The sequence below is a fragment of the Gordonia sp. NB41Y genome, assembly GCF_030718915.1.
GTDB classification, from domain to species: Bacteria; Actinomycetota; Actinomycetes; order Mycobacteriales; family Mycobacteriaceae; genus Gordonia; species Gordonia desulfuricans.
Genome location: NZ_CP132196.1, coordinates 5182238 through 5196440, shown reverse-complemented (window position 1 = coordinate 5196440; position 14203 = coordinate 5182238). Strand labels below are relative to the sequence as shown.

At 68.2% G+C, this 14203-nt stretch carries 14 protein-coding genes; 7 read left to right on the top strand and 7 right to left on the bottom strand.

The window, feature by feature from the left end:
- The first annotated feature begins 81 nt into the window (after nt 1–81).
- The 3 genes from Q9K23_RS22730 (at nt 82) to Q9K23_RS22720 (ending at nt 2691) form a co-directional block, all read left to right on the top strand.
- The gene (locus Q9K23_RS22730; protein WP_162491051.1) at nt 82–990 is read left to right on the top strand and encodes an ACP S-malonyltransferase; all 909 of its coding nucleotides are present in this window, start codon (nt 82–84) and stop codon (nt 988–990) included.
- A gap of 127 nt (nt 991–1117) precedes the next feature.
- A complete protein-coding gene (acpM, locus tag Q9K23_RS22725; protein ID WP_053777541.1) occupies nt 1118–1423 on the top strand; it encodes a meromycolate extension acyl carrier protein AcpM in 306 nt (101 codons plus the stop codon).
- Nucleotides 1420–2691: a KasA/KasB family beta-ketoacyl-ACP synthase gene (locus Q9K23_RS22720; protein WP_053777542.1), complete on the top strand. Its 1272-nt coding sequence runs from the start codon at nt 1420–1422 to the stop codon at nt 2689–2691. The genes acpM and Q9K23_RS22720 overlap by 4 nt, the downstream gene beginning before the upstream one ends.
- Nucleotides 2692–2856: 165 nt before the next feature.
- Here Q9K23_RS22720 and Q9K23_RS22715 read toward each other — a convergent pair whose 3' ends face one another.
- From Q9K23_RS22715 to Q9K23_RS22695, 5 genes are all read right to left on the bottom strand, one after another.
- Complete coding sequence (locus Q9K23_RS22715) at nt 2857–3375, bottom strand: DUF3145 domain-containing protein (RefSeq protein ID WP_053777543.1); 519 nt, start codon at nt 3373–3375, stop codon at nt 2857–2859.
- 229 nt (nt 3376–3604) lie between these two features.
- Complete coding sequence (locus Q9K23_RS22710; RefSeq protein ID WP_348533951.1) at nt 3605–4432, bottom strand: serine hydrolase domain-containing protein; 828 nt, start codon at nt 4430–4432, stop codon at nt 3605–3607.
- A 40-nt stretch (nt 4433–4472) separates the two neighbouring features.
- The gene (locus tag Q9K23_RS22705) at nt 4473–5603 is read right to left on the bottom strand and encodes an NDMA-dependent alcohol dehydrogenase (RefSeq protein ID WP_020793113.1); all 1131 of its coding nucleotides are present in this window, start codon (nt 5601–5603) and stop codon (nt 4473–4475) included.
- A 221-nt stretch (nt 5604–5824) separates the two neighbouring features.
- Nucleotides 5825–7429: a fatty-acid--CoA ligase FadD5 gene (gene fadD5, locus Q9K23_RS22700; protein WP_020793112.1), complete on the bottom strand. Its 1605-nt coding sequence runs from the start codon at nt 7427–7429 to the stop codon at nt 5825–5827.
- Between the two features lie 116 nt (nt 7430–7545).
- On the bottom strand, nt 7546–8367 hold the full coding sequence (locus Q9K23_RS22695) for an enoyl-CoA hydratase-related protein (protein ID WP_280513253.1): 822 nt from the start codon (nt 8365–8367) through the stop codon (nt 7546–7548).
- A gap of 185 nt (nt 8368–8552) precedes the next feature.
- On the opposite strand from Q9K23_RS22695, the gene Q9K23_RS22690 reads away from it, so the two are divergent.
- On the top strand, nt 8553–9767 hold the full coding sequence (locus tag Q9K23_RS22690; RefSeq protein WP_261977963.1) for a TetR/AcrR family transcriptional regulator: 1215 nt from the start codon (nt 8553–8555) through the stop codon (nt 9765–9767).
- Nucleotides 9768–9874: 107 nt separating this feature from the next.
- Here Q9K23_RS22690 and Q9K23_RS22685 read toward each other — a convergent pair whose 3' ends face one another.
- Nucleotides 9875–10765, bottom strand: a complete 891-nt coding sequence (locus Q9K23_RS22685) for a hypothetical protein (protein ID WP_305950290.1) — start codon at nt 10763–10765, stop codon at nt 9875–9877.
- A 132-nt stretch (nt 10766–10897) separates the two neighbouring features.
- Between Q9K23_RS22685 and Q9K23_RS22680 the strand changes: the two genes are divergently transcribed.
- A complete protein-coding gene (locus tag Q9K23_RS22680; protein WP_020792799.1) occupies nt 10898–12037 on the top strand; it encodes an acyl-CoA dehydrogenase family protein in 1140 nt (379 codons plus the stop codon).
- A complete protein-coding gene (locus Q9K23_RS22675) occupies nt 11994–12734 on the top strand; it encodes a GntR family transcriptional regulator (protein ID WP_082365924.1) in 741 nt (246 codons plus the stop codon). The genes Q9K23_RS22680 and Q9K23_RS22675 overlap by 44 nt, the downstream gene beginning before the upstream one ends.
- Nucleotides 12735–12937: 203 nt before the next feature.
- On the opposite strand, the gene Q9K23_RS22670 is transcribed toward Q9K23_RS22675, so the two are convergent.
- Entirely contained in the window at nt 12938–13366 is a 429-nt protein-coding gene (locus Q9K23_RS22670) for a pyridoxamine 5'-phosphate oxidase family protein (RefSeq protein WP_053777611.1), read from the bottom strand.
- 166 nt (nt 13367–13532) lie between these two features.
- On the opposite strand from Q9K23_RS22670, the gene Q9K23_RS22665 reads away from it, so the two are divergent.
- On the top strand, nt 13533–14093 hold the full coding sequence (locus tag Q9K23_RS22665; protein ID WP_261977964.1) for a hypothetical protein: 561 nt from the start codon (nt 13533–13535) through the stop codon (nt 14091–14093).
- Nucleotides 14094–14203: the final 110 nt, after the last annotated feature.

Sequence of the window (14203 nt, the reverse complement as noted above, 5' to 3'; positions counted from 1 at the left end):
TGGGAACCCTACAAATCCGTCCGGTGAGGTTCATTGACCTCTACACCCACTTTTCGGGCCCGGAGGGTGTTCTCTGGTCACGTGCTCACGATGCTCGCGCCCGGACAGGGCTCACAGACCCCCGGCATGCTGACGGCTTGGCTCGAACTGCCCGGCGTTCGTGATCAGCTCGAATTGTGGTCGAAGCTCACCCGGCTCGACCTGATCCGGCTGGGCACCACCGCCACCGCCGAGGAGATCACCGACACCGCGGTCACCCAGCCGCTGGTCGTCGCGACCGCTCTGCTCGCCTACGACGAGTACCGCAAGCGTGGCGAACTGCCCGCCGACGCGGTCGTCGCAGGCCACTCGGTGGGTGAGCTGGCCGCCGCCGCCATCACCGAGGTGATCAGCGCCGACGAGGCCGTGGCCCTGGCCGCCATCCGTGGCGCCGAGATGGCCAAGGCGTGCGCCCAGGAGGCCACCACCATGGCCGCGGTGCTCGGTGGCGACGAGGCCGAGGTCCTCGCCCGCCTCGACGAGCTCGACCTGGTCCCGGCCAACCGCAACGCCGCCGGCCAGATCGTCGCCGCCGGCCCGGTCGCCGCCATCGACGAGCTGGTCGCCAATCCGCCGGCCAAGGCCCGCACCCGCAAGCTCGCGGTGGCAGGCGCCTTCCACACCCGCTACATGGCTCCCGCGCAGGACGCGGTCGCAGCCGCAGCGGCCAGGATCACCCCGTCGGCCCCCACCCGCACGTTGCTGTCGAACTCCGACGGCCGCCCGGTCACCGACGGTGCCGACGCACTGTCGAAGCTGGTCACCCAGGTCACCAGCCCGGTCCGCTGGGACCTGTGCTCGGCACACATGCGTGAGGCCGGCGTCGCCGCGATCGTCGAGCTGCCGCCCGCCGGTGCGCTCGCCGGGATCGCCAAGCGCGAGCTGAAGGGCACCCCCACGGTTGCCTGGAAGACCCCGGACGACCTCGAGAAGGTCATCGAACTTGGATAGCGGTCGCGGCCCGTCCGCGACCCCCGGAAATCCGGCCATCGGCCGGATGTCCAAGCGTGCGTGAGCGTCACACGCCTCATCGCCGCTCCGGAAACAACCAACTGAATCGGAAGAAGGGAACCACCCAGTGGCTGCCACCCAGGAACAACTCATTGCCGGTATCGCCGAGATCATCGAAGAGGTCACCGGCATCGAGCCGTCCGAGGTGACGATGGACAAGTCGTTCGTCGACGACCTCGACATCGACTCGCTGTCGATGGTCGAGATCGCCGTGCAGACCGAGGACAAGTACGGCGTGAAGATCCCGGACGAGGATCTCGCCGGCCTGCGCACCGTCGGTGACGCGGTGACCTACATCCAGAAGCTCGAGGCAGAGAACCCCGATGCCGCTGCCGCCATCAAGGCGCAGATCGAGGCAGATCAGAACTCGTGAGCTCGCCGTCCCTCCGCGAATACTCCACGCTGGGCGGGAACTTCCCGAGCGTGGTGGTCACCTCCATGGTGGCGACCACCTCCCTCGGCGTCGATCTCGACTCGACCTGGCAGGGGCTGCTCGACGGTAAGACGGGCATCCGTGAGCTGACCGACGACTTCGTCACCAAGTACGGCGAGCTGCCGTGCCGTGTCGGTGGTCGTCTGCTGGCCGACCCTGCCGAAGAGGTCACCCGCGTCGAAGCACGCCGGATGGCCTACGTCGAGCGGATCGCGCACGTCATGAGCAAGCGCCTGTGGGCGCAGGCCGGCGAGCCCGAGGTCGACCCGGACCGCCTCGCGGTGGTCCTGGGTACCGGCCAGGGCGGCGGTGACGCGATGATCGACGCGGTCAAGGCGATGGAGTCCTCCGGCAACTACCGGAAGGTCTCCCCGCTGGCCGTCTCGATGGCCATGCCCAACGGTCCGGCCGCTGTGGTCGGGCTCAACATCGGCGCCCGCGCCGGTGTGATCACGCCGGTCTCGGCGTGCTCGTCGGGTGCCGAGGCCATCGCCCACGCATGGCGGCACATCGTCATGGGTGATGCCGACATGGTCGTCACCGGCGGCGTCGAGGGGCACATCGATGCGATTCCGATCGCGGCGTTCTCGATGATGCGGGCGATGAGTACCCGCAACGACGATCCGGCGGCCGCCTCGCGTCCGTTCGACAAGGACCGTGACGGCTTCGTGTTCGGCGAGGCGGCAGCGATGCTGATCCTCGAGCGCGAAGAGCATGCCGTCGCACGTGGTGCGCACATCCACGCCCGCGTCCTCGGCGCCGGGATCACCTCCGACGGCTTCCATCTGGTCGCCCCGGACCCCAGTGGTCAGGGCAACGCACGGGCCATGACCCGCGCGCTCCAGACGGCCGGCCTGACGAAGAACGACATCACCCACGTCAACGCACACGCCACCTCGACCCCCATCGGCGACACCGCCGAGGCCGTCGGGATCCGGGCTGCGATCGGTGACCACGCCGCGGTGTACGCACCGAAGTCGGCGCTGGGCCACTCGATCGGTGCGGTCGGCGCGCTGGAGTCGGTTCTGACCATCAAGTCGGTGGAAGAGAGCATCATCCCGGCAACGCTGAACCTGGAGAACCAGGATCCGGAGTGCGAACTCGATGTCGTACACGGGCAGCCGCGCCGCGGACAGATCGACTACGCGATCAACAACTCGTTCGGTTTCGGCGGTCACAACGTGGCGCTCGCCTTCGGGCGCTACTGACCCCGCGGTCGGACGACGCAGAACACGAACAGCAAGGGCACCGCTACTGCGGTGCCCTTGCTGTTCGTGTCGTCTCGCCGGAGGCGGCGGGTGGGGTCGGCCGTACGCATCACGGTGCACGACGCACCCCGGCCACGCGCGATGCCGGGGCGTGAACGCGGGTGGTCAGCCGACGCGCTGCTGCAGCCAGGTGGCCTCGGCGCCGTAGCCGCCCATCCGGTAGTCCTCCAGCGCGGTGTCCCACGCGGTGCCCAGGACGGCCTCGATCTCGGCGGCCAGTCCGGCGCTGTCGGGCTGTGAGTCGAGCATCGCGCGCAGCTGGGCCTCCCCCACGATCACATCGCCGTTGGCGCCCATCGAACCGCGCCACAGACCCAGTCCGGGCACATAGCAGAAGCGTTCGCCGTCGACGCCGTCGCTGGCGTTCTCGGTGACCTCGAACCGCAGTCCGGACCACTCGCGCAGCGCATTGACCAGCCGGGCCGCGGTACCGACCGGGCCCGTCCAGTCGACGGTGGCACGCTGCATCCCCGGTTCGGCATCCTGCGCCGACCACTTGAGATTCGCTCGCGCGTTCAGGGTCGACGACAGAGCCCACTCCACATGCGGGCACAGCGCCACCGGCGCCGAGTGGATGTACACCACTCCCGTTGTCACGTCCGCAAACTGGTTCAGATTGCGCACCTTTTCACCTCCGGTTGTCGACGAGGAACGTCTTCCCCAACACACCTCGGGACACCGGATAGCACATACCTTGGTTCGATTGTGCCTGACGATGCACGTGTTGCGCCAGTTTCTTGTGTCAATTCCTGTCATCCGATGAGATAACAGTGATTCACGATGCCCCAGTGGACACCGCTCCGGCGGACACCCTGACCGGCGCTCCGCGCACTGTCACCGTCCGGGTGCACCGTCACCGTCCGACAGAGAGCTCGGCGACCACGCTGTCGTTGAAACCCGACCACAGGGACTTCGCCCAGGGACCGAACCGGCGATCGGTGAGCACCACCCCGGCGGCGCCGAGCTCCGGGTCGACCCACAGGAAGGTACCGGCCTGGCCGAAGTGCCCGAAGGTCGACGGCGAGTTGGTGGTCCCGGTCCAATGCGGTGACTTGTGGCCGCGGATCTCGAAGCCCAGCCCCCAGTCGTTGGGGCGGTGCTTGCCGTAGCCCGGGACGAACCCGTCCAGACCCGGAAAGTTCACCGTCGTCGCGCGTGCGGCGAGACCGGCGGACAGGACCGTCGGCGCGAGCAGTTCGGCGGCGAATACGGCGAGGTCGGCGACGGTGGAGACGGCGCCGTGCCCGGCCGGCCCCTCGAGGGCCGTGCCGGTCAGGCCCAGCGGCTCGCATACGGCCCCGGCGAGGTAGTCGGGAAAGGCGATCTCGGTGGCCTGTTCGACGGTCTCGGCGAGGACCTCGAATCCGGCACTGGAGTAGATGCGCGCGGTGCCGACCGGCGCCTCGACGTCGCGGGTACCGAAGGCGAGCCCGGAGGCATGGGCGAGCAGGTGGGCGACGGTCGATCCGGGCGGACCGGCCGGATCGTCGAGATCGATCGCCCCTTCTTCCACCGCGACCAGAACCGCCTCGGCCACCAGCAGTTTGGTGACCGAGGCGAGTTCGTATGGACGGTCGGCGTCACCGTGGACGGTGATGTCACCGGAGGCGGTGATCACCGCCCCGGCGACGTTCTCCACGGGCCAGTCGTCGAGGGCAGCAAGCGCAGACACCCCGGCCACATTACTCGCGGCCCACGGGAGTCCGCCGGATCCGCGCCGCTCAGCGATCCGCGTCGGTGTAGCGGATCACCCCGCGAATGTTCTTGCCGTCCAGCATGTCCTGGTACCCCTCGTTGATCTGGTCGAGTCGGTACTGGCGGGTGATCATGTCGGCGATGTTGAGCTTGCCGATCTTGTACATCGACAGCAGCTGCGGGATGTCGAGTTTGGGGTTGGCGCCACCGAAGATGGTGCCCTGCAGGTTCTTCTGCAGCAGCGTCAGCATCGCCAGGTTCAGGGTCACATCGCTCTCGAGCATGTTGCCCATACCGGTCAGCACACAGGTGCCACCCTTGGCGGTGATGCCCATCCAGGTGTCGACATCGCTGCCGTGCACCTCCCCGACGGTCACGATCACCTTGTGCGCCATATGTCCGTAGGTGACCTCGGCGATCGTCATCGCCGCCTCGCCGACCGACGCGAAGGCATGTGTCGCACCGAATTTCAGTGCCTGTTCACGCTTCCACTCGACCGGGTCGATGGCGAAGACATTGCGCGCGCCCGCGATCACCGCACCCTGCAGTGCCGCGGTGCCCACGCCGCCGACACCGACGATCGCCACGTCCTCGCCCGGACGGACGTCACCGCTGCGGGTGGACGAGCCGTATCCGGTCGGGATACCGCAGCCACACAGGGCGGCCACCTCGAACGGGATGTCCTTCTCGATCTTCACCGCCGACGCCTCGTGCACCACCATGTACGGCGAGAAGGTACCCAGCAGGGTCATCGGGTAGACGTTCTCGCCGGCAGCGGTGTGAATCCGGAAGGTGTTGTCGGAGACGGCCTCCCCCTGCAGCAACATGGCACCCATGTCGCACAGGTTGGCCATCCCCGACTTACACGACGGACACTTGCCACACGACGGGATGAACGACAGCACGACATGGTCGCCCACCTCGAAGTCGGTGACACCCTCACCGATCTCCTCGACCACACCGGCACCTTCGTGGCCGCCGAGGATCGGGAAGCCGCCCATCGGGATACCGCCGGTCATCAGGTGATGGTCGGAGTGGCACATACCGGCCGCTTCCATGCGGATCTTGATCTCGTGCGCCTTGGGGTCGCCGATCTCGATCTCCTCGATCTGCCACGGCTTGTTGAGTTCGCGCAGCAGTGCGCCCTTGGTCTTCACCTGAATCCTCCACTCATGACCGGCCGACGTGTCCCCACCGGTTGGTTAAGTGAACGTGACCCCTGTCACGCCCCACAAAAATTGTAACGTGTTGCAGTTCTGCGTCCAGTAGCTGGACGAAACATTTTCGGTCAAACGTCTCAGAAGACGACGAAGGGCCCCGACCGGCCGCGCAGCGGCCGACGGAGCCCTCCGGTCATGCTCGGATCGGGCGTCGACGCTCAGTTGGCGAGGCCGGCGTCCTTGCTGCCGTAGCTGTTGCGCAGGGACGGCTTGACCACCTTGCCGCCGGCGTTGCGCGGCAACTCGTCGATGATCACGAGGTCCTTCGGGTGCTTGAACCGGGCGAGGTTCTCGTTCAGGTACGGCTCGAGTTCCTCGAGGGTGAGGTCGTCGACTCCCGCGGCGAGGACGACCACCGCGACCGGCACCTCGCCCCACTTCTCGTGTGCGCGTCCGATGACCGCGGCCTCGGCGATCTTCTCGTGGCCGAACAGGACGTTCTCGACCTCGGCGCAGTAGATGTTCTCGCCGCCGGAGATGATCATGTCCTTGGCCCGGTCGACGACGTAGAGGAAGCCCTCCTCGTCCTGGCGCACCAGGTCACCGGAGTGGAACCAGCCACCGGCGAAGGCGTCGGCGGTGCCCTGCGGGTTCTGCCAGTAGCCCTTCATCATGTTGGGGCCGCGGTAGACGATCTCACCGACCTCACCCGGCGCGACGTCGTTCATCTGCGGATCGACCACACGTGCGGTGACCGCCGGGACGGCCTTGCCGATCGACCCGAGCTTGCGCAGGGCGTCCTTGCCCTCGAGCACACAGGTGATCGGCGACATCTCGGTCTGGCCGAAGACCGCGACGTTGAGCGCCTCCGGGAAGGTCTCGCTCATCGCGCGCAACACCGTGTCCGACGCCGGGGCCGCACCCCAGCTGATCACCCGCAGGTCGAGCTTGCGCGGATTCGCCTGCTGCGCAGCGCACACCGCCTGCCACTGGGCCGGCACCAGGAAGATCGACGTGGTGCCCTCACGCTCGAGGGTGTCGAGCATGTCGTCGGGGTCGAAGGCACCGAGCGGATGGATCACCGACAGCGCACCCATGTAGAACAGCGGGGTCATCGCCCCGAGGCCGGCGATGTGGAACATCGGCGCCACGCACGACCCGACGTCGTCGGTCCGGGTGTTCAGGGCCTGCATACAGGTGACCGCCTGCGCCTGCAGGTTCTGGTGGGTCAGCATGGCGCCCTTGGGCTTTCCGGTGGTGCCCGAGGTGTACATGATGAGCGAGACGGTCTCCTCGGGGATGTCGACGTCGGTGAGATCCGACGCATCCTCGGCGACCAGCGCCTCGTACTGCAGGTGTCCCTCACCGGCGGTGTCCCCGACGACGACGGTGTGGTCGATCGCACCGGTCGACGCGGCGACGGCGTCGGCCAGCGGGGCGAGCAGGGTCTCGGTGACGATCACCTTGGCACCGCTGTCGGTGACGAGGAATGCGACCTCCGCCGGGCTCATCCGGATGTTCACCGGCACGGCGATCGCACCGATCAGGTTGGCGCCGATGACCGCCTCGACGTATTCGCTGCGGTTGAGCATCAGCAGCAGGACGCGGTCACCGAACTGCACGCCGCGACGCGACAGCGCGGCGCCGAAGGCCCGCGACCGATCGTCGAGTTGCTTCCAGGTGGTCACGGCACCGAGGAACTTCAGTGCCGGGCCGTCCGGGTTGGAGAACGCATGCCGGCGGATCTGGTTGTTCCAGTGGTTCCGACGTGAACGCAGCGGTTCGGTGGTGAGGTCGTTGGGATTGTCGAGTGTCGCGGTCATCGGCAGGATCTCCTTGGTCGTCGGGTCGGACGTGCGGTCCGGTGATGCGGGATGGTGAATTCGGTTGGCGATGGAAACGGTGGTGACGAGAGCGGGGGTGACGGGAGCAGGGGTGGTCAGCGGCGGCCGGTGAACGCGGCGAGCGCGGCCCGGAACTCGTCGGACTGCAGGAGTTCGGTCTGCCCGCGCAGCTCCCGCTCGAGCGCGGCGTCCATACCCGCCATGGTGTGGGCGTCGACGGCGGCCTTGGTCAGTCGCAGTGCGGCCGGCGAGGTGACGGCGAGTTTGGCGGCGACCGCCTCGACCTTCGCGTCGAGGGCGGCCCGGTCGGCGAGGGTCTCGGTGATCAGCCCGGCGTCGAATGCCGCCTGCGCGTGGAGTTTCTCACCGAGCATGGCCAGGGCGTTGGCGCGGGCGCGGCCGACCGAAGCGGCCACCGACATCGTCGCCCCACCGTCGGGCATCAGCCCGATGTTGATGAACGCGAGCAGGAAGTACGAACGTTCGGTGGCGTAGACGAGGTCGGAGGCGAAGGCCAGCGATGCCCCGATCCCGGCTGCGGCACCGTCCACCGAGGCCACCACCGGTACCGGCACCGCGCGCACCGCTCGGGCGAGATCTGTTCCGGCGGAGATGATTTCACGTGCTGATTCCGCGGTGAGTCCGTCGAGCCCACCGCCGTGTGCGATCGAGACGACGTCGGCTCCGGTACTGAAGCTACCCCCGGCGCCGTCGATCACGATCACGCGCACCGCCGGATCCGACGACCATGCGGTCAGACGTTCCATGATCGTGCGGGTCGCGGCGGTGTCGAGCGCGTTCATCCGTTCCGGACGCGAGATGGTCAGTCGCGCGACACCATGACGGTCGACGGTCGTCACGATCCCGTCGACCGATCCGGCGTTCGCGTTCTCACTGACATCGATGTTGGCGGTCACTGCTCCCCTGACTCCCATGAGACGGCTCGGCACCTGCGTGCCATGTCCAATTCGTACCACACTGAGACCCAGATCACGAGAATATCGATTTACTTATATGCGCATAAGCTGCGTCTGTACTGCAGTTTTACGAATATGTCCGATCTGCGAACAGAGGAACACCACACCCGACTAGGGTAATTCGAGTGACCGCCCGCAACGATCTGTCCACCTCCGGCGGCCGACCCCGACGCAGCCGCTCCACGGCCGTTCGGCGCCGGCCCGCCGACCGTCGGCAGCAGATCCTCGACGCCGCCGCCCGCGCGTTCAGCGAGGGCGGCTACCACGCGGTCCGGCTCGACCAGATCGCCGACGATGCCGGGATCTCCGCCGCGGCGCTGTACCGGCACTTCCCCAACAAGTACGCGCTGTTCTGCGAGACCACCTCCGGCCTCGCCGAACGGCTGGCGGTGGCGATCGCCGGCGTCGAGTCCGATCAGCCCGATCCCCGGACCGAGTTGTCGGAGTTGCTCGCGACGATCGCCACGACCGCGATCGACAACCGGCGCACCGGCGGCCTGTACCGATGGGAGTCGCAGTATCTGGATCGCTCGGATGCCGAGCCGGTCCGCTCGGTGGTGATCACCCAGCACCGGCGGATGCGTACCCAACTCATCCGGATCCGGCCCGAATTGTCCCGTGCCGACGCCGATCTCATCACCTCGGCGATGACGAGTGTGGTGGCCAGCCCGGCCACGCACCGCGCGTCGCTGCCGATCCGGGACGCCCAGACACTGCTGCGCGACGTGGCGGCGGGACTGGTCGACGTGGAACTGCCCGTACCCCGACCCGAGCCCCCGGCGCCCACGGGTCTCGCCCCGTCGGCCAAGCGCGAGATCATTCTCGCCGCGTCGATCTCGCTGTTCGCCGCCCGCGGTTTCCACGATGTGACGATCGAGGAGATCGGCGCCGCGTCGGGTGTCCCGGCATCGGGGGTGTATCGCCACTTCAGCGGCAAGGCGGCGATCCTGGAGGCCGCGTTCTGGCGTGCCTCCGACCGCACCACCGCCTGCATCACCGATGCCCTCGCCGTGTCGTCGACGCCGCGTGAGGCGATCGTCGAGCTGGTCCGCCGCTACGTCGAGGTGTGGTGCGGCAACCGCGATCTGATCATGGTCTACGCCTCGGAGATCGGGCATCTGGAACCCGATCGCCGGACCGCGCTGCGCCGACAGCAACGCATCAACGTCGAGGAGTGGACCACCTGGGTGGTGCGCAGCCGCCCCGAACTCGGTGCGGCCCGGGCCCGGTACCTGGTGCACGCCGCGCTGGCCGCGATCTCGGATCTGGTCCGCCTGGATCGCTCGTCCGAGCCGGCCCGGATCGGCCCGCTGGCACAGCGAATCCTGTTGGGCGCCTGACGCCCTGCGCTACCGGCCCGCCCCGCGCCACCCGATCACCCCGCGCCACCCGATCACCCTGCGCCAGAAGATCACCCTGCGCCAGAAGATCACCCTGCGTTAGAAGATCACACCGTCGACAGCTCGTCGAGCTTCCATTCGCCGTCACGTTCGGCCAGCGTGATCTGCACCCGCGACTGATACGGAATCCCGTCCGGCACCTGCTTGCCGATCTCCGGCGAGGTGACGGTCTGGTCCAGGGCGACGAGCACCACCGCCCGGTCGGGGGTCATCGACACGATCCCGGCGTGCTCGGCGACGGCGGTGGACGTCCCCTTCGCCTGGGTGTTGCCCGCGCGTGCGTCCTGCGACGACTGGATGTAGGTGCGGGCGAACTCCGGGGTGGAGATCTCCCGGATCCGACGATCCAGATCGGCGTAGTTCGCCGAGTCGTAGGTGGTGAGGGTGACCGCATACCGCTCGGCGGTGTCGAGGGCCGTGCGGCGCGCGGCGTCGTCGGGGGTCGACGCCACGGTCGACCGGGCGTCGTGCAGTGCCACGGCGAGCACCGCGGTCGAGATGGCCAGGGCAACCACGGCGACGACGAGGATCCCGACCGCCACGAACAACCGCCGGCTGCCCGCGATCTGCCGGCGCCTGCCTGCAGAGCGTCCGGGAGGACCGGCGATCTTGCCGGGCACCCGGTCGTCGGCAGGCTCCGGCGCCGCGCCCCGACGCGCCTTGCGGGCGGACTTACGTGCCGCCTCGTCGCGATGACGTTCCCGGTTGCGGCGGTTGGCGGCCAGGAAGTCGTCGCCGTCGAGCGGCGTCACATCGCCGGACTCCTCGTTGGCACCGATGTTCTCGTCGGCGCCGGTCTTCTCGTCCACGCGGGTGTTCTCGTCCGCCCCGGTGTTCTCGTCCGCCCCGGCCTTCTCGTCCACGGTGTCGGCGGTCTCGGCGGTCTCCGTACTCGACGTGGTCCCCGGGTGCGCTGACGAGGGCGCTGACTTCGGCATGGCCACCAATGTAGCGGCCCCGACTGTGTCGCCCGTCACCGACACTCATATCAAATATATGTGATGTAATGACGACGATCGATCCGCCGGCCGCGGATCGATCCACCCACCACCGAGACGAGGGGAACCGGAATGGGTAACTTCACCGAGGAACAGACCGCCTTCGCACAGGCCGTCGCCGATTTCTGCCGCCGCGAGGCCGGTACCCGTGAGCAGCGCGACGCACTCACCGCCGGCGGCACCGAACTGCACTCGCAGGAGCTGTATCAGAAGATGGCCGCGCTCGGCTGGGCCGGAATCCTGGTACCCGAGGAGTACGGCGGTGCCGGGGCGGGCAACGTCGAGATGTGCATCCTGCTCGAGGAGGCCATGCGCGGCAACGCGCCGATCGGCGGCATCGGCCCCACCCTGATCACGGCGGCGGCCTATCAGAAGTTCGCCGACGAGCAGCTCAAGAAGGAGGTCCTCACCGGCGTCGCGAACGGTGATTCGCTGTCGATCTCGATGTCCGAGCCGGAGGCCGGTTCCGATGTGGCCAACCTGACCTGCCGGGCGGAGAAGGTCGACGGCGGGTGGATCATCAACGGGCAGAAGACATGGTGTTCCAACGCCCATTTCGCCACGTCGATCCTGCTGGTCGCCCGCACCGAACGCACACCCCAGAAACACGAGGGGCTCACCCAGTTCCACATCCCCGCCGGCACACCCGGTCTGGAGATCCAGGGCATCGACACCCTGGGCGGGCGAGAGGTCAACGATCTGTACTTCACCAACTGTCGGGTACCCGACTCGGCGGTCGTCGGCCGGGTGGGCAACGGCTGGAACCAGCTGATGGCCGGGCTCAACACCGAACGTCTGATCCTGGCCGCGATGCAGTTGGGTGTGGCCGAGCGCTCCTTTGCCGACACCTTGGCGTTCATCTCCGATCGCAAGCAGTTCGGTCGCCCGGTCGGCACGTTCCAGGCGCTCCGACACCGGATGGCCGATCTGGCCACCGAGATCGAGTGCACCCGCCTGCTGGTCTACTCGGTGGCCGAGCAGGCCGACGCGCACCCCGACAAGCTGCTGCCCCGCGAGGCGTCGATGGCCAAACTCAAGGCCACCGAGACGTCCAAGCGGATGACCATCGACGCCATGCAGATGATGGGTGGTTACGGGTATGCGACGGAATTCGACGCGGAGCGACTGATGCGTGGCGCGATCATCTCGACGGTCTACGGTGGCACCAATGAAATCCAGCGCGACATCATCGGCAAAACCTTCGGGCTCTGACGGCTCGGAGACGCGCGCAGGTGGGACTCGGGGGCAGTCCCGGCTGCGGCGGCGTCCCCAGCTGTCCGAGGAGGTGGCCGCACACCTGCGGCATCTGATCATGACCGCCGACTTCAGGCCCGGTGAGTTCATCCGGCTCGACGACACCGCCGAGCGTCTGGGCGTCAGTGTCACCCCCGTCCGCGAGGCGCTGCTGACCCTGCGGGGCGAGGGCATGGTCAGCCTCGAGCCGCACCGCGGCTACATGGTGTCCGAGCTCGACCGCATCGACGTCGACGACCTGTTCTGGCTGCAGGGCGAGATCGCGATCAAACTCGCGCTGCGTACCGCCGAGGTGATCACCACCGAGCAACTCGACGAGCTCGCCTGGTGCAACCAGAAGCTGCGGGTGGCGGTGACCGCCGGGGACTCGACGGCGGTCACCGATGCCGAGTTCGAGTTCCACCGTCAGCACAATCTGATCGCCGCGGGCAAGAAGCTGGCATGGTTCCTGCTGTCGGCGACCCGCTACACCCCGACGCAGCTCTACGCCTCGGATTCGGAGTGGGGCGCGGTGGCCGTGGACAGTCATGACAAGCTGATCGCCGCCTACCGTGCCGGTGATCGCGACGAGGTGATCGTCCAGACCCGCCGTCAGTTCACCGATGGCGCCGCCCGCCTGGTCAAACACCTGGAGCAGACCGGCATCTGGGACTGACCCGCCCCGCCGGCGATCGGGCGGGACCATGCCCGACGCCGGTTGCGCAGGTCACTCTCGCGACGGCACGCGATCCCCGAGCCGGCGCCGACGAGCACTGGCCGTCGGTCGACAACCGATGAGACAACCGCGCCCGCAACCACTTCCACGATCGGACCGGTCGCCGGAGCGTTCCGGCGATCAGCCGCGCTCGGGCGCTGCGATCACGAGACGCGACCCATGTCCGCGCCGAGCCAGTGGTCGAGCCGAACGGTGACACGCACCTGATCGGGTAGCCCGGCCGACGCAGCGGAGACGTATCCGCCGACGGCCTCGGCCGGCAGGTAGCGGTTGGCCATCGTGGAGAGGTCGGCGAGGGTGGCGGGCGTCGTCGAGACGACGGTTCCCGACGCCGACACGTACCGGATGCTGGGCGACCACCGTTCGACCATCATCGTGCACTTGCCGGCGGCCTCGAGTAGCGCCACCTTGCGAGATCTGGCGCCGGTGAGGAACCAGAGGTCACCGCCGGGGCTGTAGTCGTACCAGATCGGGATCAGCAGCGGCGCTGCGTCCGGGCCTGCGGCGATCGAGAGCGCACCGATATGGGGCTCGGCCAGAAACGCTTGTCGTTCGTCGGTGCTCAGTGCCATGAGCCCGAGGGTAGGCGCGTCCACCGACGTCTGGGTCCGCCTTCGGCCACATCGGCAGCGGGCGTGCGAGCGTCGCGCTTCGCAGATGTCGTGTCCGTGCCGGATGATGTCCACGGAGCGGGCGCCGAGGACCGATCCGCGAAGAACCAGATCGGGGAGCATGACGATGACCCACCCCGAACCCGCGCCGCGGCACGGTCGCGGCACCGTGTGGGTGCTCGGCGTCGTGGCGTTCGGGCTCGTCGCGGCGCTGACCGTCGCGATCGTCTACCTCGTCACCCGCGGCGACGACACCGGCCGGGCCGCGTCGTCGGCGACCACCGTGACGGTGTCGCAGGGCGGTTCCGACGGGCGGAAGGCTTCCGCCGACACTTCCGCCGACACTTCCCCGGCGAGCGCATCGCCTGTGCCCTCCCCGGCACCGGCACCCACGCAGACGGTCACCGAGACCGCCCCCGCCGCGGTGCCCACCGGTTCGGTTGCCGCCGAGGGCAGTCCGTGCCTCGAGTCCGAGGCCCGCTCATTCGGTACCGCCGCCGACGGCACCAGCCTCGTATGCGTTTTCCTGGGAGCCGACGCCGGCCACCGGTGGGTTCGGCATGCCGAGGACGACGGCTCGGTCCACACCATCGGCGAGCCGTGTGACAGCAGCGTCGACCGGGTCGCACGGGATCGGCAGGGACGGGCGATCCTGTGCGGCGGCACCACCTGGACGGCGGGTCCGTGATTCCCGCACCCCCGGTTTCCGGGCGCGCCCATCCCCTCGCCTGACCCGAATCGCGTTCGCCGTCGGCACGGCACAACGTGGGCATGGCCACACTCGTTAAGCATCCCCGA

Coding starts and splice junctions, on each gene's coding strand:
- fadD5 (WP_020793112.1), bottom strand. CDS start 7,429: ATGACCGCGACACTCGACAATCCCAACGACCTCACCACCGAACCGCTG.
- Q9K23_RS22685 (WP_305950290.1), bottom strand. CDS start 10,765: ATGCCGAAGTCAGCGCCCTCGTCAGCGCACCCGGGGACCACGTCGAGT.
- Q9K23_RS22680 (WP_020792799.1), top strand. CDS start 10,898: ATGGGTAACTTCACCGAGGAACAGACCGCCTTCGCACAGGCCGTCGCC.
- Q9K23_RS22675 (WP_082365924.1), top strand. CDS start 11,994: ATGAAATCCAGCGCGACATCATCGGCAAAACCTTCGGGCTCTGACGGC.
- Q9K23_RS22670 (WP_053777611.1), bottom strand. CDS start 13,366: ATGGCACTGAGCACCGACGAACGACAAGCGTTTCTGGCCGAGCCCCAT.
- Q9K23_RS22665 (WP_261977964.1), top strand. CDS start 13,533: ATGACCCACCCCGAACCCGCGCCGCGGCACGGTCGCGGCACCGTGTGG.